This window comes from Pseudomonas sp. MWU13-2862, from assembly GCF_023242495.1.
Taxonomy (GTDB): Bacteria; Pseudomonadota; Gammaproteobacteria; order Pseudomonadales; family Pseudomonadaceae; genus Aquipseudomonas; species Aquipseudomonas gingeri_D.
Genome location: NZ_JALMEZ010000011.1, coordinates 190836 through 213892 on the forward strand (window position 1 = coordinate 190836; position 23057 = coordinate 213892).

Sequence of the window (23057 nt, forward strand, 5' to 3'; positions counted from 1 at the left end):
GCTGCCCCTGGAAACACTGGGTTAACGTTGAGGGCAATCGGGACACAGAGGCGATACAGGCTGGCGTTCAACTACGTCCAGTCGATTCCCTCAACCCCCAGGAGTACAGCATGTCCCTCGAAACCGTTCTTTATGCCGGCCAGACTTCCGTGACCGGTGGCCGTGAAGGTCGCGCCCTCTCTACCGATGGCGCGCTGGATCTGCCGTTGTCCACGCCCCGCGAGTTGGGTGGTGCCGGCGGCCCCGGGACCAATCCCGAGCAACTGTTCGCCGCCGGCCACTCGGCCTGCTTCCTGGGGGCCATGAAGCTGGCGGCGGCCCAGGACAAAGTGGTCTTGCCGGCCACCACCCGGGTCACCAGCAAGGTCGGCCTGGGCAAGGACGCCGCCGGCCACTATGGCCTTGAGGCCGAGTTGCGTATCGCCATCCCGGGCTTCTCCCGCGAGCAGGTACAAAGCCTGGTGGATCGCGCCCACCAGACGTGCCCGTACTCACGGGCCATTCGCGGCAATGTCGATGTCACGCTGATCGTCGAGGATTGACGGATGGCCGGGTGGCGACGCGTGGCGGGTGGTACCGCCGTATTGGCGGCGGTGCTGATGGCCGGGGGGGGCAGCAGCACTTCCCCGGCAGGCGGCCAGATCCAGCAAGGAGTTCTGCGAACGGTCTCGGCGGTGACCGACTACATCGTCGCCAGGGTCAGCGCGCAATCCGCCAGCGAACGCCCGATGCCTTCCCTCGCCGGGGCGGTCGAATGGCTCAATTCCGAGCCCCTGAGCCGCGAGTCACTGCGCGGCAAGGTGGTGCTGGTGGACTTCTGGACCTACGAGTGCATCAACTGCCTGCACACGATGCCTTATGTGAATCAATGGGCGAAAAAGTATGCCCGGGACGGGCTGGTGGTGATCGGGGTGCACACCCCTGAATATGCCGAGGAAAAAATCCCGGCCAATGTCCGCCGGGAGGTCAGGCGGCTCGGCATCGGCTACCCGGTGGCTGTCGACAGCGACTACAGGATCTGGCACGCCTTCGATAATCAGTTCTGGCCGGCGCATTATCTGATCGACGCCAAGGGCCAGGTGCGCTACAGCCATTTTGGCGAAGGCGCTTATGCCGAGCAGGAAAGGGTGATCCGGGCCTTGCTGGAGGAGGCGAAGGGGACTGAGCCGGCCGGCAACCCGGGTTGAGCGGCTGAGGCAGGTCGCGACGCCTTGGGGATGATGTATTAATCTGGCTGCCTTATTTGCAAGCAGTACAAGCCGGATGAATATCAACAATACCGATCTCAACCTGCTCAAGGTCTTCGAGGCCCTGCATGACGAGGGCAGCGCCAGTCGCGCGGCGTTGCAGCTCGGGCTGACCCAGTCGGCGGTCAGCGCCGCCTTGAATCGCCTGCGCGCGATGTACGGCGATCAACTCTTTGTCCGCACCGGCCGAGGCCTGTCGCCGACCCTGATCGCCAACCAGCTCAAGCCGGTGATCTCCGACGCCTTGAACAAATGTCGCCAGAGTTTTTCCCTGGTTCAGCCGTCCCTGGCCGGTTATGAAGGGCGTTCGGTGACCATCGGCCTGTCCGACGACTTTGAAATCGCCCTCGGTCGCCAACTGATTGAAACCGTGGCGCAACGGGCGAAAAACCTGCGGCTGATCTTTCGCCAGACCCACAGCCAGATCGCGGTCGATGCCCTGATGGAGCGCCAGTTCGATCTGACCATTACCGCCGGCGGCATCCCCAATCGGCTGCTGGGTCGGCAGTTGCTCGGGGAGGGCGGTTATGCCTGCCTGGTGGATCGCGCCAGCCTGGGCGACAGGACAGCCCTCGATCTGCAGGACTATGTGGCCCGCGAGCATATCCTGATTTCCTCGGGGGGCTTTATCGGCATCGTCGACGAGGGGCTGGCGGCTCGCGGCCTGAGCCGCAAGGTCGTCACCGCCACCACGCATTTCGCGGCATTGCCCTTCCTGTTGAAGGGCTCGTCGGCGGTGGCGACCTTGCCCACCCATGCCGCCCGGGCGATCGCCGGGTTATGCGATATCCAGATGCTCCCCTGTCCGATCGACCTGCCGCACTATCCCATCGAGCTTGGCTGGCGCACCCATGCGCAGACGGATGGCGCCGTGCTGCTGGTCAAACAGGCAATTATCGACAGCTTTGCGCTCTGAGGTGTCATGCCGTGCCGCCGTAACCAGGGGACAGGTGAGCACTGGAATGAATTGCAGCTATTAATAGGAAGCATTACTATTTGAACTCCGCCTTCATAGCCTGTCGCCATGAATCTCCCGCCACTCCGCAGACCCGGTTTTTTCGAGCATTACGAGGAGTTGATCGGCACCTGGACCCGTCGGCTGAGAAACCGTCAGCAAGCCGAGGACCTGGCCCACGATACCTTTGTGCGGGTACTGGAAAGCCAGGCCGCCGGCGTCGAGCAACCACGGGCCTATCTGCACCAGACCGCGCGCAATATCGCGGTGGATACCTATCGTCGCGAAGACCGGCGTGGGGCCCTGGAGCTGGAAGCGATTGACCACAGCGCACCGCCCACCGGCGACCCGGAGCATTTCATGCACGCCATCCAGCTTGCCGACTCCATCGAGCGGGCCCTGGGCGAGTTGCCCGTCAATTGTCGCAAGGCCTTTGTCTGGCAGAAGATCGAGGGCCTGACCCAGGCGGAGATCGCCGAGCGCCTCGGGCTGTCCAAGAATATGGTGGAGAAGTATATGATTCGCACCCTGCGGCATCTGCGCGAGCGCCTGGATGGAGCGGATCAATGAGGCTCCCGTGCGTTTCTACCCGTAGGAGCGAGCTTGCTCGCGATGATCTCCAGGGCACTGCGGTCAGTCAGAGGCTCCGCGTTATCGTTGACGTTTATCGCGAGCAAGCTCGCTCCTACAAGGATTTTGCATGATGGAGAATCGTGATAGCGCCACGGTTCGCGATGAGGCCGCCACCTGGTTCGTGCGGGTCCGGGAGGCGCCGTTGAGCGCCGGGCAACAGGCCGAATTCGACGCCTGGCGCCATGAGCATCCGTTGCATCAGGATGAGTTCGACTTGCTCCAGGGACTCTGGAGCGCCACCGACCTGGTGCCCCAGGCGCGTTTGCAGGCGCTCTGCGACGAGCCTCCAGCGCGGCTCAAGCGCCGGCCGCTGCTGCGTTATGCGGTGGCCGCCGGGGTGGTCGCGGTGGCCTTGGCCTTGGGGCTGTTCAGCGGCCTGAATCATCCGGCGCCCTATGACGCGACCTTTGCCAGCGTGCTTGGTGAGCGTCGACACGTGGCCTTGCCCGACGGTTCGATTATCGACCTGAACAGCCGCAGCCGGGTCCGCGTGCATTACCAGCGCGACCGCCGTGAGGTCGAGTTGGAGCAGGGCGAGGCGATGTTCAGTGTCGAGCATGACAGCAGTCGCCCGTTCGTGGTCCGGGCCGGGGTCGGCAAGGTCACGGTCACTGGCACGCGCTTTGATGTGCGCCGCGATCCGGCGCAGACCCGGGTGGTGGTCGAGGCGGGCACGGTGAAGGTCCAGGGTCGCGACGCGGCGGATGGGGATTTCGTCAACCTCACGGCGGGCCAGGGCACCCGGGTCGATGAGCAGGGCCGGGTGGCCGCGGCGGAAGCGGTGAACGCCGACGAACTCACCGCCTGGCGCAGCGGCAAGCTGGTCTTCAACAATGCCCGCCTCAGCGATGTGGTGCAGGAAGTCTCGCGTTACCGGGACAAGCCCCTGGGTGTCGCTTCTCCGGCGGTGGGCAATCTGCGCTTGACCTGCGTGTTCAAGCTCAACGATACCGAGGCCCTGCTCAGGGCCTTGCCGAGCATCCTGCCAGTGGCCGTCAGGACCCGTGCCGACGGTGCCCAGGAAATAATTGCAAAATAGATTCAGGTTTTTTTCGAGTTCTTCGTCTTCTTGTCCAACTGCAACTGGTTTGCATTAACAATCGCATGCAATGGCGAACTACAGGACAAGGTCAGACGTGAACAACACACCCAACGCGCTTTACCAGGCGATCCGCAACGCACTGCCCAGTTCCCCGGTCTTTGCCCTGGCCCTGGCGATCAGTGCCGTTGCCCCCCTGAGCCAGGCGGCTCAGGGGGACGCGGCCATCCATATCCAGGCCCAGCCCCTGGCGTCGGCCTTGAGTCAGTTGGGACAGCAAACCTCCCTGCAAGTGTTTTTCAGCCCGCAACTGGTGGCCGGCAAGCTTGCCCCGGCGGTCGACGGCAAGCTGTCGCCGGAAGAAGCCCTGAACGTGCTGCTGCGCGGCAGCGGCCTGGACTATGACCTCAAGGACGGCTCGGTGACCTTGCGTGCCGCCGCGCCGGCCACCGCCGGTGCCCTGGAACTGGCGCCGCTGGATGTCAAGGTGGTGGGTGACTGGCTCGGCGACGCCGACCAGGCGATTGTGCAGAACTATCCGGGGGCGCGGACCGTGATCCGTCGCCAGGCGATGGTCGAGCAGGGCGCGATGAACGTGAAGGACGCCCTGCGTACCGTGCCCGGCGTGCAGGTGCAGGAAAACAACGGCACCGGCGGTAGCGATATTTCCCTCAACGTCGGCGTGCGCGGCCTGACGTCCCGTCTGTCGCCACGTTCCACCGTGCTGATCGACGGCGTGCCGGCGGCGTTCGCCCCGTACGGCCAGCCCCAGTTGTCGATGGCCCCGGTGTCGGTCGGCAACCTGGACAGCATCGACGTGGTACGCGGTGCCGGTTCCGTGCGTTATGGACCGCAGAACGTCGGCGGCGTGATCAACTTCGTGACCCGGGCGATCCCCGAGAAGTTTTCCGGCGAGATCGGCAGCACCCTGGAAACTTCGCGCTACGGTGGCGTCAAGCACCTCGACACGGCGTTCCTCGGCGGCACCGCGGACAACGGTTTTGGCGCGGCGCTGTTGTATTCCGGCGTGAAGGGCGAGGGTTATCGGGAAAGCAACAACGGCAACGACATCAACGATGTCCTGCTCAAGACCCACTGGGCGCCTACCGACCAGGACGACTTCTCCCTCAACCTGCATTACTACGATGCCAATGCGGACATGCCCGGCGGCCTGACCCAGAAGCAGTACGACGCCAATCCTTACCAGTCGGTGCGCAACTACGACAACTTCACCGGCCGGCGCAAGGATATCTCCTTCAAGTACAAACGGCAGGTGGATGACCAGACCCAGGTCGAAGTGCTGACCTACTACACCGACAGTTTCCGTGGCAGCAATATCGCCGCCCGCGACCTCCAGACCCTCAGCGCCTACCCGCGCAGCTACTACACCTTTGGCATCGAGCCACGGGCGTCCCACGTCTTCGACCTGGGCCCGACCACCCAGGAAGTCAGCGTCGGCTACCGCTACCTGAAGGAAGGCATGCATGAGGCCACCAGCCGCGTGGCCCTGGTCAACGGCGTGCCGACCCTGACGCCGACCTCCGACGGGCATATCTACCAGGACCGCACCGGCGGCACCGAGGCCAATGCCTTCTACCTCGATGACAAGATCGATATCGGTAAATGGACCATCACCCCGGGTATCCGCTTCGAGCGCATCAGCAGCAACTGGCATGATCGGGCCGTGCCGGGGACCAACTACGTGCCGGTCCAGGAGAAGTTCCGCAGCGTCGACAGCAACGAGCCGCTGCCGGCCCTGAGCGTGATGTACCACCTCTCCGATGCCTGGAAAGTCTTCGCCAACTACGAAACCTCCTTCGGCAGCCTGCAATATTTCCAGATTGCCCAGGGTGGCAATGGCAACAGCACGGCCAATGGCCTGCAACCGGAAAAGGCCAAGACCTACGAACTGGGCACGCGCTATGACAACGGCACCTGGGGCGCAGAGATGACGTTGTTCTACATCGACTTCTCCGATGAGCTGCAATACGTCAGCAACGATGTGGGCTGGACCAACCTGGGCGCCACCGCTCACCGGGGTCTTGAAACCTCCGCGCATTACAACCTGGCGGACCTCAACCCGGCGCTCGAGGGCCTGACCGCGAATGTCGGCCTGACCTACACCAAGGCGACCTCCCAGGGCGATATCCCGGGCTTCAAGGGCCGTGACCTGCCGCTGTACTCGCGGGAGGTGCTGAATGTCGGTTTGCGTTATGCGGTCAATCGCTGGACCTACAACCTCGACGGTTTCGCCCAGTCTTCCCAGCGCGCGCCGGGGACCGGGAGCAACGCCGACGGCAGCTTCAACGGCAACTACATCACCACGCCGACCGCTGACGGCCAGTACGGCAATATTCCCGGCTACATGACCTGGGATCTGCGCGGTGCCTATGACTTCGGCGCGCAGCTGTCGAACCTGAAACTGGGGGCGGGGGTGCGTAACGTCTTCGACCAGCAGTACTTCACCCGGTCGAGCGACAACAATGCGGGGATCTACGTGGGTGAGCCACGGACCTTCTTTGTGCAGGCCAGTGTAGGGTTCTGATCGACTGACGGCTGACCCCATCCTGCAGGAGCCGGCTTGCTGGCGATGGAATCGACGCGGTGTCCTGTCATACCGCGTCGCCTGGATCGCCAGCAAGCCGGCTCCTACGAAGGTTGTGTCATTTCAGGTGCGCAGGATTCGCCCGCTGATCGCCACTCCCACCAGCATCATCGCGATCACCATAAAGGCCAGGTTCAACGAACTGGCATGGGCGATAAAACCGATCGCCGCCGGTCCCGCCAGAATCCCCGCATACCCCAGGGTGGTAATCGCCGGCACGGCGATGTTTTCCGCCATGACCTTCTGCTTGCCCACGGCGGTGTACAGCACCGGCACGATATTCGAGCACCCGGCGCCCACCAGCGCATAACCGATCAACGCGGCTTCCCAGGCCGGCACCAGCGTGGCCAGGGCCAGGCCGGCCGCGGCGGTCAGCCCGCCGAAGACAATCACTTTTTTCGCCCCCAGACGCCGGACGATGGCATCGCCGGTCAGCCGTCCGACCGTCATGGTCAGGGCAAAGGCCGCGTAGCCGAGGCCCGCATAGGCGTCCGCGACCTGGCGCTCGGCGCTGAGAAACACCGCGCTCCAGTCGAGCATCGCACCTTCGGCGAGGAACACCACAAAGCACAGCAGGCCGATAAACAACACCACGCCATGGGGCACGGCAAAGGCCGGTCCCGAGCTTTCACTGCCATAGGGCAACAGGTGCGGGGCGGCCTTGTACAGCGCCGCCAGCAGAAACACGATCACCACGCCAATCGCCCCCAGGGGCGACAGCCCCAGGCCCAGCAGCGCGCTGACCCCGGCGGCGCCGGAGATCCCGCCGAGGCTGAACAGCCCGTGAAAGCCCGACATCATGGTCTTGCCGCTGGCGCGCTCGACGATCACCGCTTGCAGGTTGACGGTGGAGTCCACCGCGCCGAGCCCGGCGCCGAACAGAAACAGGCTGGCCACCAGCCAGGGAATCGAACTGACCGTGGCCAATAGCGGCAGCGCGAGGCAGATCAGCAAAGTGCCGACGCTCAGCACCCGTCGGCAACCGAAGCGTGAGGCCAGGGCACCGGCCACTGGCATGGCGATGATCGAGCCGACCCCGAGGCACAACAGCAACAGCCCCAGGGTGCCCTCATCGAGCCCGGCGCGGGCCTTGGCGTAAGGCACCAGCGGTGCCCAGGCTGCGACGCCGAAACCGGCGATAAAGAAGGCGATACGGGTCGACATCTGTTCCAGGCGTCCCGGTTTGACCGGGGCGTGGGCGGTGAGGGCAGTCATGAAAAATCCTTGGCGGGCCGGCAGACAACGCTGTGCAAGGGAACATCCTTGCACATCGTGTCCGGCGCGGCGAGGCCAAGGACCGGTTTTATAACCGCCCGGTCAGGCTTTGCGACGAGCATCCAGGCTCAGGCGACCGCCACCGAAAGCGACCACCTGCAACAGGCCACCGGCCATGGCGATGTTCTTGAAGAAGTGGATGAACTGGTTCTGGTCGCCCAGGTGATTGTGGAACGCCAGGGCGGTGACCACGGTGAACAGTGCCATGACCAGGGCGACCGCGCGGGTGCGGTAACCGAGGATCAACAGCAGGCTGCCGCCGACTTCGACGACGATCGCCGCGATCAGCGCCAGCTGTGGCAGGGGCAGGCCCACCGATTCGATGTAGCCGATCATACCGGCCGGGTTGGCGATCTTCGAGAAGCCCGAGAGCAGGAAGATCGCGGCCAGCAGGACGCGTCCGGCGAGGGCGATGGCAGCCGAAGCGCTGGCGCTGTCGGATTGACTGTGGAGTGCGGAGTTGGCATTGGCGGTGTTGGACATGGACTTGTACCTATGAGAGCGACGCGACCACCATGGTGCGTCGGAGTGGTGTGCAGTCTGCCATCGCGCTAACGTACGCAATAGCCGAATAATTTCGAGGATTAGGTTCGAAAATATCGAACGCCTCCAGGAGCCCACCCCATGATTCCCAATCCCGGCACACCGACCCTCGACCAACTGCGGGTGCTGCTGACCGTGGTCGAAACCGGCAGTTTTGCCGCGGCCGCGCGCAAGCTCAGTCGCGCCACTTCGGTGATCAGCTACACCATCGCCAACCTGGAACTGCAACTGGGGGTGCAGTTGTTTGATCGTACCACCACGCGCAAGCCGCAGTTGACCGACGCCGGCCGTACGGTGCTGACCGAGGCGCGGACCATCTACAGTGGCATCGATGGCTTGCGGGCCAAGGTCAAGGGGCTGCTGCAGGGGCTGGAAGCCGAAATTCACCTGGTGGTCGATGTGATGCTGCCGGCGGCGCGCCTGGTGGATGTGCTCAAGGGCTTTCGCGCGCAATTCCCCACGGTGCTCCTGCACCTGCACGTGGAGGCCCTGGGGGCGGTGGCGCAACTGGTGCTGGAGGGGCGCGCGAGTGTCGGTGTCAGTGGTTTTTTCAGTCGCGGCATGGCGGGGCTGGAGCGGGTCGGGGTGGGCAGTGTCCAGCTGATTTCAGTGGCCTCGCCCAGTCATCCGCTGGCCCAGGGCATGAACCTGCCCGGGGCTGGCCGTGAGCATGTGCAATTGGTGCTCTCGGACCGTTCGAGCCTGACCCGCAACCAGGAGTTCGGCGTGCTCGGCACCCGCACCTGGCGCCTGGCGGACCTGGGCTCGAAGTTGATGCTGCTGCGCGAAGGGGTCGGCTGGGGCAACATGCCCGCGCCGATGGTGGCCGAGGACCTGGCCAGTGGGCGCCTGGTCAGCCTGGACCTGCCGGATATGCGCGGCGGCCCTTATGGGCTTGATGCGATTTATCGAACCGACACGCCGCCAGGTCCGGCGGCGTCCTGGTTGATTGCCCGGCTGGTGGCGCAAGTGGAGGCTCCACCCGCCTGCGCGGCCGGCTGAGAGGCTTCGGCGCGGGGTGCAATGGCGCGGGCCCTTGCACCACCGTGCCGCTTCAGCGCAGGTGTTCGACGATATCCGCGACGCTGCTGAGCAAGTCCTTGGCCAACTGCTTCGAGCGCTGGCCGGACCAGCCGGCGTGCAGGTCCGGGGCGTCGTCGTTGTCCTTGAAGGGCATTTCCAGGGTCAGCGACAGGCAGTCGTAGCGCTGGCCGACGCTGTTGCAGGCCAGGGTCATATTGGCCTGGCCGGGCAGGCTGCGGGTGTAGCCGTGGGTGGTCTGGAAATCCGCCGTGAGTGCGCTCAGATGACTGCGAAAGCGGCTTTCCAACTGGGCGATACGCGGTGTGTAGCCGGGGTTGCCTTCGCAGGCGGCGGTGAAGATATAGGGGATGGTCTCGTCGCCATGGACATCCACGAACAGATCGACGCCATGCTTGGCCATCTGCTGCTGGACGAACAGGACTTCGGGGCTGATTTCCTGGCTGGCGTTCTGCCAGGCACGGTTCAGGTCCTGGCCCATGGCGTTGGTGCGCAGATGCCCGTGGAAGGCCCCGTCCGGGTTCATATTGGGCACCAGGTAAAGGTCGGCGCGGGTCAGCAGGTCGCGTAACTCGGCATCGTCCTCCTGTTGCAGGCGCTCGATCACGCCTTCCATGAACCATTCGGCCATGTGCTCGCCCGGATGCTGCTGGGCGATGATCCAGACCTTTCGCCGGCCCTCGGCACCGTTGCCCTTGCGCAACAGCTGGATATCCCGGCCTTCGACACTTTTGCCGACGGCCAGCAGCTCGGTGCCGGCGTGGGTCAGGGCCTGCTCGATCAGCCAGTCATGGCGTTCGCGGCTGTAGGGTTCGAAGTAGGCGAACCAGGCCTGCTCCTGTTCGGCCACCAGGCTGATATGCAGGCTTTCGCCGTCGAAACGGGTGTCGACGCGGAACCAGTTCTGGTGATCGTAGGAGGCGACGGCGCGGTAGCCGGTCCAGGCCTTGTTGTAGGAGGACTGGCTGGCATTGCTCAGTTCGAAGGTGTAGGTCTCGCCCGCGCGCAGGCCTTCAACCTTGAAATGGAACCACTGGAAGTGCTGGCTGCGGGTATCCGGCTCGATGGCCAGGAGCAGGTGGTGCGGGTTGCTGGTGTCCAGTGCCTGGATATTGCCGCTGTCGAAGTCGCTGCTGATTTTGAGAGGAGATAGAACCACGGGTGAGTACCTGAAAAGGCTTTTTGTGGTGGCTACTCTACACCTCGATGGCGTATTAGCCGAGGCGCGAGGTCATGACTGCCCACCCAGAAGGCAGCGCACCTGTCTTCATCAGCCTGAAGCCAAGCCCGTGAATAAAGCGGATGCAAAAAAGACCCGGCAAAAAGCCGGGTCAAAAACCGTGATTAGCCTGATGAGGAGATAATCCAGGAGTCCGACCTAAGGTCTCCGGGTTATCGACCGATCTCGCGATCAGCTTGTAGCAATAATAATCATTATCATTTGAAGATCAAGTCTTTTCCCGTTCTTCGCGGATATTATTTTTCCCATTCCTTCCCCAAAGTCGGTTATCCCCTGGCTATGGCGGACTCACGTCGTGCGGGTTTGTATCTGCACGACGCGGTCCACCAGGGCCTTGGCCATGTCGATCATGTACACCACCGAACAACCCAGGTCGCGGTTCGCGCTGTTCGCGGCTTCGTAGGCGGCCGCCGCCGCGCAGCGCAGCAGGTCCGAGGCCTGGATCATGGCGTCCTCGATATCCAGGTCGTCGCGTACGGCAAAGAGCTTCTGGTGGAGGGGGTCATCGCTGGTGTTCGCCGCGCAGGCGGCCGTTGAAACAGCTGGTTTCAAATAATAGTCGAGTGCACGTTGGGCGGCGGCGCGATCCTTGAGGGATGCGAGGGGGCTTTTCGAGTCGGTTCGAGGGCTTTCTGTCGTGATGGAAGTCATGAGGGGCCTGCCTTTCAGAGGAAGTTCAAATCAACTCTCCAAGATTAGTACTATTGGTATTGCATTGCTTGTCACAAACAATACATTTTGTGTATTGAGCGCTGAAGTACTGTCCGTATTGTTCCGTCCATGGATAAATGGATAGCGTTGGTGAAGGCCAAGCTCGAAGAGCTTCGTCTTTCGCAGGAAAAACTTGGCGAACGCCTGGACATCACCCAGGGCGGTGTCGGTCATTGGCTGAACAAAAGGCGCAAGCCTGATCTCGTGATGATGAACAAGGTCCTCCAGGCGCTCGGGCTCGGGCACCTGGAGGTGGTCCTGCTGGTTCGCGACCGCGCGGTGGCGGCCCAGGCCCCCGAGGAGCGGGACGAGCAGGTCTACGACATCACTTCGGCGTTTCGTTACCCGGTCAGCGACTGGCAGGTGGTTGCCACGCTGCAGGACTCGGCGAAGGGCGAGTACGCCGGGCGTTACGAGGTGACCGATCATTACGCCCCGGCGGCGTTCTGGTTGCAGGTGGTGGGGGATGCGATGACGGCTCCGTCCGGCACCAGCGTGCCCGAGGGCATGATGGTACTGGTGGACCCGGATCGGGAGGTCAAGGCCGGCAGCCTGGTGGTTGCCCGTCTGCGGGAGGGTGAGGAAGCGATTTTCCGCCAGTGGATGGAGGAGGGCGGGCAACCCTACCTCAAGCCATTGAACCCGACCTGGCCGAAGATCCCGGTTGGCGAGGATTGTTGCGTGATCGGCGTGGTGGTGCAGGCGACCGCGAAGTTCTGAGGGCTGGCCACGGACTTGTAGGAGCAGGGCTTGTCGGATCGCCGCACCGCCGCGAAGGGGCCCTTGAGGCCGCCAAAAGCTTCGCGGGCAAGCCCTGCTCCTACAAGGTTCGTGGCGTCCGTGAGAGTGGCGTCGGCTATTCCTGCAACTCCACCAGCGCACTGCCTTCGCTGACCATTTCACCTTCCTGGCAATACAGCGCCTTGATCACGCCCGCCTGGGGCGCGCGGATACTGTGTTCCATCTTCATCGCTTCCAGCACCACCAACTGGGTCCCGGCCTCGACGCTTTGCCCGACTTCCACCAGCACCCGCACGATGCTGCCGTTCATCGGCGCGCTCAGGTCGCCCTGGTGGCCGTGGCCGCTGTCGACGGCGGCAATCGGGTCGAAGCGGGTGATCTTGTGGCACTCGCCCTGCCAATGCAGATAGAGCCCGTCGGCACCGCTGATCACTCGATGTCGACGGCGAACGCCGGCATGCTCCGTCGACAGGTACTCATCGTGCAGTTCAAGCCGGGTGTCCGGCGCCAGGCTGACGGCGCGGTCCTCACCCTCGCAGCTCAGGTGCACCACGCTTTGCGCCGGCATCCCGCTGCGAAAACCGTTGCCCTGGGCCCAAGGTGAGGCCGGGTCGTCCGCCCGTACGCCAGGGGCCTGGCTCTGCATAAAGGCCTGGGCGGCCGCCTGCCAGAATTCATCGGTACGCGCGCCCGGTTGCGGCAGCAGATCTTCCTGATAACGGGGAATAAAGCCGGTATCCAGCTCCGCCTCGGCAAACGCCGGATGGGCAACGATCCGCCGGAGGAAACCGAGGTTGGTTTTCAGCCCGCCGATCACGAATTCGTCGAGCATCGCCAGCAAGCGCAGGCGCGCCTGTTCGCGGGTCTCGCCCCAGGCGATCAGCTTGCCGAGCATCGGATCGTAGAACGGCGAGACGCTGTCGCCCTCGGCCACGCCGCTGTCGACCCGACGTCCCGGCCCTGGCGCCGACTCGCGATAAAGCTCCAGGCGCCCGGTGGCCGGCAGGAAGTCATTGCCCGGGTCTTCGGCGTACAGGCGCACTTCGATGGCATGGCCATGCAACGGCACCTGTTCCTGGGTGATCGGCAGCACTTCACCGCAAGCCACGCGAATCTGCCAGGCCACCAGGTCGAGGCCGGTAATGGCTTCGGTGACCGGGTGCTCGACCTGCAGGCGGGTATTCATTTCCATAAAGAAGAAATCGCCACGGGCGTCCAGCAGGAACTCCACGGTGCCGGCACCGACATAACCGATGGCCTGGGCCGCGCGCACCGCCGCCTCGCCCATGGCCTGGCGCAGTTGTGGACTCAGGCCCGGCGCCGGGGCTTCCTCGACGACCTTCTGGTGGCGGCGCTGGATCGAGCAGTCGCGTTCGTTGAGGTACAGGCAGTGGCCATGCTGGTCGGCGAACACCTGGATCTCGACATGGCGCGGCTTGAGCAGGTATTTCTCCACCAGCATCCGCGAATCGCCGAAGGACGACTGCGCTTCACGCTGGGCCGAGGCCAGGGCTTCGGCCAACTGGCTGACGTCCTCGACCACTTTCATGCCCTTGCCGCCGCCGCCGGCGGTGGCCTTGAGCAGCACCGGGTAGCCGATGCGCTCGGCGGCGGCGCGGAAGGTTTCCAGGTCCTGGGCCGCGCCGTGATAACCCGGCACCAGCGGTACGCCGGCAGTTTCCATCAGCGCCTTGGCCGCTGACTTGCTGCCCATGGCATCGATGGCGCTGGCGGGCGGGCCGAGGAACACCAGGCCGGCGGCCTCAATGGCCCGGGCAAAGCCGGCATTTTCCGAGAGAAAACCGTAACCGGGGTGAATCGCCTGGGCGCCGCTGGCCTGGGCGGCGGCGATGAGTTTGTCGATCTGCAGGTAACTTTCGGCGGCCTTGCTGCCCCCCAGGTCGACGCGGATATCGGCTTCGCGGCTATGCCGGGCATCACGGTCGATGGCGCTGTGCACGGCGACCGTGGTCAGGCCCAGGGCCTTGGCGGTGCGCATGACCCGGCAGGCGATTTCGCCGCGATTGGCCACCAGGATGGAAGTGATCACGGGCGTGCTCATCAGCGCGGCTCCTTGGCGGTGGACTCGGCCTGCCAGCTCGGCGGGCGTTTTTGCAGAAAGGCCCGCAGGCCTTCCTGGCCTTCGGCGCTGACGCGGATACGGGCAATGGCGTTTTCGCAATAACGCCGCCGCGCCGGGCTGAGTTCGCCGCTGCCGATTTCCCGCAGCAGTTCCTTGCTCACGCGCATGGCCTGCGGACTGTTGAGCAGCAGGTTGTCGACCCAGGCCGCGACTTGCTGATCCAGCTCGCCGACCGGGCAGGTTTCCGACAGCAGGCCCAGCTCGCGAGCCCGCAGGCCGCTGAAACGTTCAGCGGTCAGGGCGTAGCGGCGGGCGGCACGCTCGCCGATGGCCTGGACCACGAACGGGCTGATCACCGCCGGGGCCAGGCCGATGCGCGCTTCCGAGAGGCAGAACTGCGCATCGTCGGCGCCGATGGCCATGTCACAGGCGCCGATCAGGCCAAGGGCGCCGCCATAGGCCGCGCCCTGGACCACCGCCAGGGTAGGGATTTTCAGCTTGGCCAGGTTGTACATCAGTTCGGCCAGTTCGCGGGCATCGTCGAGGTTGGTGGCGTAGTCGAGCTGGGCCGATTGCTGCATCCAGGCCAGGTCGGCGCCGGCGCTGAAGTGCCGGCCACGGCCGCGCAGCACCAGGAAACGCAGGGCGGCGTTGGCCTGGACCATCTCCAGGGCAAGGATCAACTCGCGGATCATCTCGGCGTTGAAGGCGTTGTTCTTGTCTTCGCGGCTCAGCCACAAGGTGGCAAAGCCCCGGGGGTCGAGCTGCAGTTCGAGGGTGTTGAAGTCGGTCACGGTGCGGGCTCCGCTGAAAGAGGGGCGGCGATAGGGCCTCATGGTCACATCCGGAACACGCCGAAGCGGCTCGGTTCGATCGGCGCGTTGAGGGCGGCCGAGAGTGCCAGGCCGAGGATTTCGCGGGTCTGGGCCGGGTCGATGACGCCGTCGTCCCACAGCCGGGCACTGGAGTAATACGGGTGCCCCTGGTGTTCGTACTGGTCGAGGATCGGCTGCTTGATCTCGGCTTCCTGTTGCGCCGTGAAGCTTTCACCATTGCGCTCGTGCTGCTCGCGCTTGACCTGCACCAGCACCCCGGCGGCCTGTTCGGCGCCCATCACGCCGATCCGCGCGTTCGGCCACATCCACAGGAAGCGCGGGTCGTAGGCGCGCCCGCACATGCCGTAGTTGCCGGCGCCGAAACTGCCGCCGATGATCACGGTGAATTTCGGTACCTTGGCGCAGGCCACGGCGGTGACCAATTTGGCGCCGTGCTTGGCAATGCCGCCGGCCTCGTACTTCTGGCCGACCATGAAACCGGTGATGTTCTGCAGGAACAGCAGCGGGGTGCCGCGCTGGCAGGCCAGTTCGATAAAGTGCGCGCCTTTCTGCGCGGCTTCGGCGAAGAGGATGCCGTTGTTCGCCAGGATCGCGATGGGGTAACCGTGCAGGTGGGCAAAGCCGCAGACCAGGGTGGTGCCGAACAGCGCCTTGAACTCATCGAATACCGAGCCGTCTACCAGCCGGGCAATGACCTCGCGCACGTCGAACGGTTGCTTGGCATCCGCCGACACCACGCCATACAGCTCGTCGCTGCCATACAGCGGCGCGATCGGCGTGCGTTGCTGCAACTCGCCGAGCTTGCGCCAGTTGAGATTGGCGATGCTGCGCCGGGCCAGGGCCAGGGCGTGTTCATCGTTTTCTGCGTAATGGTCGGCCACGCCGGAGATCTTGCAGTGCACATCGGCACCGCCCAGGTCCTCGGCGCTGACCACTTCACCGGTGGCGGCTTTCACCAGCGGGGGACCGGCGAGAAAGATGGTCGCCTGCTGGCGGACCATGATCGCTTCGTCGGCCATCGCCGGCACATAGGCCCCGCCGGCGGTGCAGGAGCCCATGACCACGGCGATCTGCGGGATGCCCTGGGCGCTCATATTGGCCTGGTTGAAGAAGATCCGCCCGAAGTGCTCGCGGTCCGGGAACACTTCGTCCTGGCGCGGCAGGTTGGCGCCGCCGGAGTCCACCAGGTAGATGCACGGCAGGCGATTCTGCTGGGCGATGGTCTGTGCCCGCAGGTGTTTTTTCACCGTGAGGGGGTAGTAGGAACCGCCTTTGACCGTGGCATCGTTGGCCACGATCATGCATTCGACGCCTTCGACGCGGCCGATCCCGGCAATCACCCCGGCGGCCGGGACGTCTTCGCCATAGACCTCATACGCCGCCAACTGGCTGATTTCCAGGAACGGTGAACCGGGATCGAGCAGGCGGTTGATCCGCTCCCGGGGCAGCAGTTTGCCCCGCGAAGTGTGCCGTTCCTGGGCCTTCGGCCCGCCGCCTTGCTGGACCTGGGCCAGCAGGGTGCGCAGGGCGACGACCTGTTCGAGCATCGCCGCGCGGTTGCCGGCGAACTCGGCCGAACGCGGATTGAGTTGCGTGTGCAGGATTGCCATGTGCGCGCCCCTCAGCGGGTTTCGTTGAACAGTTCGCGGCCGATCAGCATGCGACGGATCTCGCTGGTGCCGGCGCCGATTTCATACAGCTTGGCGTCGCGCAGCAGGCGTCCGGCGGGGAATTCGTTGATATAGCCGTTGCCGCCGAGAATCTGGATCGCATCGAGGGCCATCTGGGTCGCGCGCTCGGCGCTGTAGAGGATCACCCCGGCGGCGTCCTTGCGGGTGGTCTCGCCGCGTTCGCAGGCCTGGGCCACCGCATACAGGTAGGCGCGGCTGGCATTGAGCTGGGTGTACATGTCGGCGACCTTGCCCTGGATCAGCTGGAACTCGCCGATGCTCTGGCCGAACTGCTTGCGGTCGTGGATATAGGGCACCACCAGGTCCATGCAGGCCTGCATGATCCCGGTCGGGCCGCCGGAGAGCACCACGCGCTCGTAGTCGAGGCCGCTCATCAGCACCTTCACGCCACCGTTGAGCACGCCGAGGATATTCTCTTCCGGCACTTCGACGTCATCGAAGAACAGCTCGCAGGTGTTGGAGCCACGCATGCCGAGCTTGTCGAACTTGTTGCTGCGGCTGAAGCCCTTCCAGTCACGCTCGACGATAAACGCGGTGATGCCGTGGGCGCCCTTTTCCGGCTCGGTCTTGGCATAGATCACGTAGGTGTTGGCGTCGGGGCCGTTGGTGATCCAGGTCTTGCTGCCGTTGAGCACGTAGCGGTCGCCGCGTTTGTCGGCGCGCAATTTCATCGAGACCACGTCGGAGCCGGCATTGGGTTCGCTCATGGCCAGGGCGCCGACATGCTCGCCGCTGATCAGTTTGGGCAGGTATTTGGTTTTCTGTTCGTGATTACCGTTGCGGTTGATCTGGTTGACGCAGAGGTTGGAGTGGGCGCCGTAGGAGAGGGCGACCGAGGCCGAGCCGCGACTGACCTCTTCCATTACCAGCACATGGGCCAGGTAACCCAGGCCGGCGCCGCCGTACTCTTCCGGAACAGTGATGCCGAGCAGGCCCATGTCGCCGAACTTGCGCCACATATCGGCGGGGAACAGGTTGTCCACGTCGATTTGCGCGGCCCGCGGCGCCAGCTCCCGGGCGACGAAGGTCCGCACCTGGTCGCGAAGCATGTCGAGGGTTTCACCGAGGGCGAAGTTCAGGGTCGGATAGCTCATGGGGCACCTGTTGTTATGGGTTGAGCAAGGCGTGGGTGTGAGTGATTGTTCACCTTTACGTTAACGTAAAGGCGATAGGGCTGACTGTCAATCGGACATTTTCGACGCAGCAGCCCGTTCGCCACCTGTTTCGGCCTGGCTCAGGGCCGGAGCCTCGTTGGGTTCAGCTCGCCAGTCCGTGCTCGCGCAACGCCTCCAAGGTCAGGCGCTCCATCTCGTCGCTGTGTTCACGTCCGATGGCTTCGTAGAGGGCCTGGTATTCGGCGTCGGTCATGGGCCGGGCAAACACTTCCTGCTCGGACTTGCCCAGGGTGCCGGCCGAGGCTTTTATAACCGCTTGCAGCCGGGTCTTTTCTTCCTCGGGCAGGTTTCCATTGTTGAACCAGCGTTCCTGTGCCGATTGCAGGTCCAGAAGGGCATCGCTCTTGGCCTCGCGCAGCGCCTCTTTCGCGCTGAGCTCCTGCAGATACTGGACCTCCATGTAGTCCTTCCAGAACTCCTGCCCGAGGATCTGCCTGACCCCATCCAGCGGCTGCTGCTCCTGCTCGAGGATGGCCAGGTAAGCGGCATCCACCTGGGCCGGGGTGACCCCGGAAATCTGGTTGTAATTCATCTTCGAGGCCTGCCAGGGCAGTTCCAGCCGATCCCCCAGGCCGATGCGAAAGGCCAGGTAGACTTCCGCTTCATCGGGACGTCGACCCTCGGCCCGGCGTTTGCCGATCAGGTCCCGGGCCTGGGCGTTGACGCGATCCAGGCGCGATTTTCCCTTGGCCAGTTGCAGCAGTTTCAACTCGATCTTGCGGGCGTCCGGTTCGGTGTAGGCTTCATGCAGCAACACGTCGAGGCCCATGTCGCTGAAGGCCACGGTGATGCCGTCGGCACAGGCGTCCGATTGCGGTGCGTTGGCCTTGGCGAAGAGTTTCTCCCGCAGCGCGGTGTCATCGACCGCGGCGCTGACCATGCGCCGGACCTTGTCCATGAGTCCTGGGCGAGTGGCGCTGTCGGCATAGTCGGCTGATTCACGCAGATCGCCGATCACCCGGAAAAACGCTTCGGACTCATCGACCGGTTCCTCGCCGGCCAGGCGCAGCCAGGTGTCGCGAAAGGCCTCCTGCGCCTGGCTGTCGAGCCCTTGCAACCAGGCACTCTCATCCCGTGAGACGGGCCCTCGCGGGCCATACGGACTATGGGCCGGCGAGTCGTCGCCGCTCACGCTGGCTTCCGAATCCGAATCGACCGGCATATCCAGCCCCAGGTCGATCCCGGTTTCCGTGTGGTAGTCCACGGCGTCATCGAGAAAGTCCCTTGCGATGGGGTTGTGGTAGAGGTTGATGGCCCTGGCGATGCGTTGCCCTTCTTCGCTGGTGTCCAGGACGGCGCTGGGGATCGTGGTCAGGTGATTTGAACTCAGGTCCAGATGGGTCAATGCCGGCAGTTCCTGGTAGCCGGTCGGCCATTGGGTGAGTCCGGTGTTGCGCAGGTCGATACGCTCCAGTTCGAGCATCGCTCTGAAATCCGGCGAACGGCCAAGGGTCGGGTTGCTGGAAAGGTTCAGTTCCCTCAGGTGGGTCAGCCCTTCGAGGAGGTTGGTCGTTTCCTCGGTCAGGACGATACGGTTGCCACTCAGGTTGAGGTGGACCAGTCCGCTCATCGAACCCAACGCGGGGGGAATCTCGGTCAGGACGCCGCCGCCGATATACAGGCGCTTCAACTGGGGGAAACCCTCGAGGAAACGGTTCAGTCCCCGGGTGATGTCCGGGTGGGTCCCGCTCATGAACAGTTCGGTGACATGGCTGAAGTTGGCCGACAGCGTCGGCAGCCGGGCAGTCGAGTCGTAAAGTGAGAAGTTGATCTGATAGCCTTCCGGGGCGCTGCCCAGGAAGGGTTCCCGGCGCCAGCATTGCCTGATCGCCCGGGCAATATAGTGCCTGACCGTCACGCCTATCTGGGGATCCGGCGGTGTACTGACCCAGGTTTCGAGCTCCGTGGACAAGGTGTTGTATTCGCTCTCCAGTGCCTCGAGGCGTTGCACCGCCGCGCCTTCGTTCAGGCCGCGCAGGTCGAGAAAGGCCTCCACATTGCGCCAGTCATGGGTGGGGTAAAGACGTTGCGCAAGCTCGGTGAAGGCCGGGGAGCGGGCCTCCACGATTCTTTCTGCCGCCTCGGGCCCGGCGGCAGACGGGCCGGGCCGGCGGGCGGCCAGGCGCCTCGGCGGCGTTTCGTTGGGTTTGGTGGGGGGCAGGCCGAGGAGTTTTTCCATCTCCTTGCGCGGCGGCAACGGCTGATCGAGCACGGTCTGCTTCAGGCCGGCGGCCTCATGGGGGCCGGGAAAGCCCAGGGCCTTGCGCTCGGTGTCGGGCAGGGCGTGCAGGACACTGCTGTACAGATTGTCCGGGCCGTGCAGCTCCTGGCCCAGCGCATCATGGGCTTCATACTGGTCGGCCTGTTTAACCAGAACCTTGCGAATCGGTGCCTGTTCCGCGCCGAGGCTGTCGAGCAAGGGCCCGCTGAAGTAGGGCTCGCGTACTTCCAGACGAACCTGATCCGACCAGCCCGGCAGCTTGCCGATCTGGTTGAGGATCAGCTTGTCGGTATCGGGGTTGCTCGTCGCCTCGAGATACAGTCCTTCCCGGGCGCGCGCCAGGCGCAGCTTGTGGCTGTAAGCGCGGGCCTCTTCGGCCAGGCGCAACGGCACACGCCTGGCGTTGAGCAGAACCCGCTGTTCGGCCGGACTGGCGTTTCTGGACAATTGCTCCGCGATCGGCGTCGACAGGCTGGGAAACTCTTTGCGGATCACCGCAACGGCGGGGTCGTTGCTCTGGGTGCGATAGCGATAGTGTGAATCGAACAGCGCCGCCCGGCGGTTGCCGGCCTGGGTCGCGAGCTTGCGCCGGAGGGCCACGGCACGGGCATCCAGGCTGATGGGACCGGTGCCGAAATCTTCGCCCAGCAAACTGCGGATCTCGGCCTCGTCGAGGTTTTCCAGGACCTTGCGCAGCAGTTGGTTGGCGTCGAGCCCGGGCCAGCGCAGGTCGATGCGCCGCAAGGTTTGCGCCTGGCCGGAGGGGTATTCCTTCAGCGGCACGCCGTGGCGGTCCAGCAAGCGCAACACTTTCGAGGGTGGCCAGACCGGTTCGCTGGTGAGCAATTGCAGTTCCATGTGCAGTTCGTCGATTGAGCTGTTGGCCGCGCCACCGCTTTGCAGGCGTTGCACCAGGCGCTTGAGGTCGCGGTCGAGCTTGAAGCGGGTCACGCTGTCTTCGAGCAGGGCCGGGGGCGGTTCCTGGTCCAGGTGCAGCAGGCGCAGGGCATCGTCGTCGACCCCGCTCAACTGCATGATTTTTTCCGCCGACGCCGGGTCCAGGCTGGCCGCATCCGGCCCCAGTCGGGAAAACAGCTGCGGTTGCCGCCACTGCAAGGGTTGCTCGAATTCATGGCGCCAGGCGCCCTTGCCGTTGTGATGGATCAGCGGGGCGTAGGCGTCGGGGTTGTTCGGGTGTTGCAGGCGGAAGCGGTTGGGGCTTGTGCCGGGCTTGATCCGGTAATGGCGGCCGTCAAGACCCAGGAAGGTCTTGTCCTGATGGTGATAGAGCCCCGCGCCATCGGGCTGCAGCTCCGGCGTGTCGGGCAGTGGGTGTTCATAAGGGGTCAGGTCGGGTTTCCAGAGTGCCTGTTCGCCTTGGGCGGTGTTGATCGGCTTGAGCCCTTCGATAAACGTCGAACCTTCGAAATCCAGGGTCATCACGGCCCCCAGCCCGAGCAGCTCGACGTTCAGCAGCACGCCCATAAAGCCGAGCACTGCCTGCATTTTCTCTTCATGGCTCCATTCCTCGATGCCGTTGTAGAGCTGCACGATCAGTTGCGCGGCGGCGACCGCGAGCATTGCCTCGCCGAGCCCGGGCACCAGGAACAGCAGATTGACCCCCCAGTTCAGCAACGAACGCAGGCGCGCGGTGCGGGTCTTCTTGTCCTCGTCGTCCGTGGGCACCGCGCTGATCCGGGCGTCGTCGAGCTTCTTGACCGTTTGCAGAACGCAGAACTCGCTGAAAGGATTGTCGCCCAGCGAGCCTTTCTCCAGATGCAGGCTGGCTTGCGGGGCCGGCTTGCGCTGCCCGCTGACGGGGTCGAGGGGGTTCAGGCAATCCTCGAGGGCACGCAAGAGTGCCGGTTGGGTGCGCAGGTGAACATAGCGCTTGAAGAACGCCTGATAGATTTTATCCCGCAGCCGTTCCCTGAGTTCATTGTGGAAGGCGTTGAAGGACGGATAGCGCTTGACGGCCTGGAGCGGATCACCCGACAGGTAGACCACGCAGGGGCGGTCGCCGGTGCTTGGGAGGGCGTCGTGCTCGATCAGCAGCACGCCCTTGAGCAACGCGCCCCAGGCGCCGCTGTAGACGTTCGGAAAGTCGAGCAGGGTCAGGGAGTAGCAGTGCACGGGACGGTTGTCCCAACGGGTTTTTTGCGTCGTGTCGAGCAGGCTGTGCAGCATCTGGTAGGCCGATTGATCCAGGTTGCCCTTGATCAGGGCAATCTCCGCCTGCACCGCCAGTTCGTCGCGCTCCTGGTGTTCGAAGAGGGTCTTGTAGAGTGGGCTTGGGTGGTTGCGCGCGGTACGCAGGAGAAAATGCTCGATGTACCTCTTGTACTGGCCGCCCAGATCCAGCCGGCGACAGACGGCGGCGAAGTCCGGGGGCGTGATGGGCTTTTTCAGGACCGCGGTACTTCTACGCTGGATGGCCGAGCCGTGGTCGAAACCGAAAGGGCCGGTTTCGCTGCTTTCAAAGTTCTGCAGGGCGGCTTGCAGCAGGCTCTGCACGACAATGTTCTCCCGACGCGGTTCGCCGAGGGTGGCGGCGGCGAGGATATGCACATGCCGGAGTTGGTCGTGGTGAATGTCCAGGCCCGGGCCATAGTACTCGTCCAAGGCCCGGGAGAGCAGCGGCGCGGCAAAGTCCTTGGCGCTTTTGAAACCGTGTAGATGGCGTGCCAGTGCGGTTTTGGATATCTGGCTCTGCCTGAGGCGCGTGGCGAATGCCTGGCGTCGTTCGAGGGACGCCTGGGTCAGCCAGGAGGGCAGCCGCTTGAGGATCAGGCGATGGTTCCTGGTCGATCGCGCCTGGCTGGCGGAGGCGGCAAGTGGGCGTTGCTCGGTACTCATGAAGATCAACTTTTTCCGTGAATGAGGCTTTCAGCTTATGCCGAACGCCTGCACTTAAAAGTTGAAAAAGTTGAGTTAAATCAGTTGGTTAATATCAATAATTCGTACCTGTAAAATAGTCGGTTATCGCCTTTTGGCTAGCGTCTCGTGCTGACGTCGAGAGCG

The 23057-nt window shown here is 64.0% G+C and carries 16 protein-coding genes and 1 pseudogene; 8 read left to right on the forward strand and 9 right to left on the reverse strand.

The features are described 5' to 3' along the window. The first annotated feature begins 110 nt into the window (after positions 1 to 110). From M5C56_RS20460 to M5C56_RS20485, 6 genes and pseudogenes are all read left to right on the forward strand, one after another. On the forward strand, positions 111 to 542 hold the full coding sequence (locus M5C56_RS20460) for an organic hydroperoxide resistance protein (RefSeq protein WP_103499601.1): 432 nt from the start codon (positions 111 to 113) through the stop codon (positions 540 to 542). Positions 543 to 545: 3 nt separating this feature from the next. After that, positions 546 to 1187, forward strand: a pseudogene (locus M5C56_RS20465) (thioredoxin family protein); the annotation flags it as partial. 76 nt (positions 1188 to 1263) lie between these two features. Then, on the forward strand, positions 1264 to 2163 hold the full coding sequence (locus M5C56_RS20470) for a LysR family transcriptional regulator (RefSeq protein ID WP_103499599.1): 900 nt from the start codon (positions 1264 to 1266) through the stop codon (positions 2161 to 2163). A 108-nt stretch (positions 2164 to 2271) separates the two neighbouring features. Further along, entirely contained in the window at positions 2272 to 2772 is a 501-nt protein-coding gene (locus M5C56_RS20475; protein WP_103499598.1) for a sigma-70 family RNA polymerase sigma factor, read from the forward strand. Positions 2773 to 2902: 130 nt separating this feature from the next. Continuing rightward, positions 2903 to 3874, forward strand: a complete 972-nt coding sequence (locus M5C56_RS20480) for a FecR family protein (protein WP_103499597.1) — start codon at positions 2903 to 2905, stop codon at positions 3872 to 3874. A 97-nt stretch (positions 3875 to 3971) separates the two neighbouring features. Further along, entirely contained in the window at positions 3972 to 6419 is a 2448-nt protein-coding gene (locus M5C56_RS20485) for a TonB-dependent receptor (RefSeq protein WP_248766932.1), read from the forward strand. Between the two features lie 123 nt (positions 6420 to 6542). Here the strand turns inward: M5C56_RS20485 and M5C56_RS20490 are convergent, their stop codons facing one another. Continuing rightward, a complete protein-coding gene (locus tag M5C56_RS20490; protein WP_103499595.1) occupies positions 6543 to 7694 on the reverse strand; it encodes an MFS transporter in 1152 nt (383 codons plus the stop codon). A 102-nt stretch (positions 7695 to 7796) separates the two neighbouring features. Further along, positions 7797 to 8237, reverse strand: a complete 441-nt coding sequence (locus M5C56_RS20495) for a DoxX family protein (protein ID WP_103499594.1) — start codon at positions 8235 to 8237, stop codon at positions 7797 to 7799. A 141-nt stretch (positions 8238 to 8378) separates the two neighbouring features. Here M5C56_RS20495 and M5C56_RS20500 point away from each other — a divergent pair, with 141 nt between their 5' ends. Beyond that, on the forward strand, positions 8379 to 9299 hold the full coding sequence (locus M5C56_RS20500) for a LysR family transcriptional regulator (RefSeq protein WP_103499593.1): 921 nt from the start codon (positions 8379 to 8381) through the stop codon (positions 9297 to 9299). Between the two features lie 52 nt (positions 9300 to 9351). Here the strand turns inward: M5C56_RS20500 and M5C56_RS20505 are convergent, their stop codons facing one another. Together M5C56_RS20505 and M5C56_RS20510 are read right to left on the reverse strand one after the other, a co-directional pair. Next, complete coding sequence (locus M5C56_RS20505) at positions 9352 to 10497, reverse strand: M14-type cytosolic carboxypeptidase (RefSeq protein ID WP_103499592.1); 1146 nt, start codon at positions 10495 to 10497, stop codon at positions 9352 to 9354. A gap of 369 nt (positions 10498 to 10866) precedes the next feature. After that, positions 10867 to 11229 carry a DUF3077 domain-containing protein gene (locus M5C56_RS20510; protein ID WP_103499591.1) on the reverse strand — a complete coding sequence of 121 codons (363 nt, stop codon included), beginning with the start codon at positions 11227 to 11229 and terminating at the stop codon, positions 10867 to 10869. Between the two features lie 129 nt (positions 11230 to 11358). Between M5C56_RS20510 and M5C56_RS20515 the strand changes: the two genes are divergently transcribed. Further along, positions 11359 to 12009 carry a LexA family transcriptional regulator gene (locus tag M5C56_RS20515; protein ID WP_103499590.1) on the forward strand — a complete coding sequence of 217 codons (651 nt, stop codon included), beginning with the start codon at positions 11359 to 11361 and terminating at the stop codon, positions 12007 to 12009. A gap of 136 nt (positions 12010 to 12145) precedes the next feature. Here the strand turns inward: M5C56_RS20515 and M5C56_RS20520 are convergent, their stop codons facing one another. The 5 genes from M5C56_RS20520 to M5C56_RS20540 all read right to left on the reverse strand — a co-directional run bounded on the left by M5C56_RS20520 (position 12146) and on the right by M5C56_RS20540 (position 22892). After that, on the reverse strand, positions 12146 to 14092 hold the full coding sequence (locus M5C56_RS20520; protein WP_103497104.1) for an acetyl/propionyl/methylcrotonyl-CoA carboxylase subunit alpha: 1947 nt from the start codon (positions 14090 to 14092) through the stop codon (positions 12146 to 12148). Then, on the reverse strand, positions 14092 to 14907 hold the full coding sequence (locus M5C56_RS20525) for a gamma-carboxygeranoyl-CoA hydratase (RefSeq protein ID WP_103497105.1): 816 nt from the start codon (positions 14905 to 14907) through the stop codon (positions 14092 to 14094). The genes M5C56_RS20520 and M5C56_RS20525 overlap by 1 nt, the downstream gene beginning before the upstream one ends. 44 nt (positions 14908 to 14951) lie before the next feature. Further along, positions 14952 to 16559, reverse strand: coding sequence for a carboxyl transferase domain-containing protein (locus M5C56_RS20530; RefSeq protein WP_103497103.1), 1608 nt, complete (start codon positions 16557 to 16559; stop codon positions 14952 to 14954). An 11-nt stretch (positions 16560 to 16570) separates the two neighbouring features. Then, positions 16571 to 17734: an isovaleryl-CoA dehydrogenase gene (locus M5C56_RS20535; RefSeq protein ID WP_103497102.1), complete on the reverse strand. Its 1164-nt coding sequence runs from the start codon at positions 17732 to 17734 to the stop codon at positions 16571 to 16573. A gap of 163 nt (positions 17735 to 17897) precedes the next feature. Beyond that, on the reverse strand, positions 17898 to 22892 hold the full coding sequence (locus M5C56_RS20540) for a DUF6543 domain-containing protein (protein ID WP_103497101.1): 4995 nt from the start codon (positions 22890 to 22892) through the stop codon (positions 17898 to 17900). Positions 22893 to 23057 lie beyond the last annotated feature (165 nt).

What these genes read in the sequence shown, in the direction of transcription:
- M5C56_RS20460 (WP_103499601.1), top strand. Translation starts at nt 111, where the DNA reads ATGTCCCTCGAAACCGTTCTTTATGCCGGCCAGACTTCCGTGACCGGT.
- M5C56_RS20470 (WP_103499599.1), top strand. Translation starts at nt 1,264, where the DNA reads ATGAATATCAACAATACCGATCTCAACCTGCTCAAGGTCTTCGAGGCC.
- M5C56_RS20475 (WP_103499598.1), top strand. Translation starts at nt 2,272, where the DNA reads ATGAATCTCCCGCCACTCCGCAGACCCGGTTTTTTCGAGCATTACGAG.
- M5C56_RS20480 (WP_103499597.1), top strand. Translation starts at nt 2,903, where the DNA reads ATGATGGAGAATCGTGATAGCGCCACGGTTCGCGATGAGGCCGCCACC.
- M5C56_RS20490 (WP_103499595.1), bottom strand. Translation starts at nt 7,694, where the DNA reads ATGACTGCCCTCACCGCCCACGCCCCGGTCAAACCGGGACGCCTGGAA.
- M5C56_RS20495 (WP_103499594.1), bottom strand. Translation starts at nt 8,237, where the DNA reads ATGTCCAACACCGCCAATGCCAACTCCGCACTCCACAGTCAATCCGAC.
- M5C56_RS20500 (WP_103499593.1), top strand. Translation starts at nt 8,379, where the DNA reads ATGATTCCCAATCCCGGCACACCGACCCTCGACCAACTGCGGGTGCTG.
- M5C56_RS20510 (WP_103499591.1), bottom strand. Translation starts at nt 11,229, where the DNA reads ATGACTTCCATCACGACAGAAAGCCCTCGAACCGACTCGAAAAGCCCC.
- M5C56_RS20515 (WP_103499590.1), top strand. Translation starts at nt 11,359, where the DNA reads ATGGATAAATGGATAGCGTTGGTGAAGGCCAAGCTCGAAGAGCTTCGT.
- M5C56_RS20520 (WP_103497104.1), bottom strand. Translation starts at nt 14,092, where the DNA reads ATGAGCACGCCCGTGATCACTTCCATCCTGGTGGCCAATCGCGGCGAA.
- M5C56_RS20530 (WP_103497103.1), bottom strand. Translation starts at nt 16,559, where the DNA reads ATGGCAATCCTGCACACGCAACTCAATCCGCGTTCGGCCGAGTTCGCC.
- M5C56_RS20535 (WP_103497102.1), bottom strand. Translation starts at nt 17,734, where the DNA reads ATGAGCTATCCGACCCTGAACTTCGCCCTCGGTGAAACCCTCGACATG.
- M5C56_RS20540 (WP_103497101.1), bottom strand. Translation starts at nt 22,892, where the DNA reads ATGAGTACCGAGCAACGCCCACTTGCCGCCTCCGCCAGCCAGGCGCGA.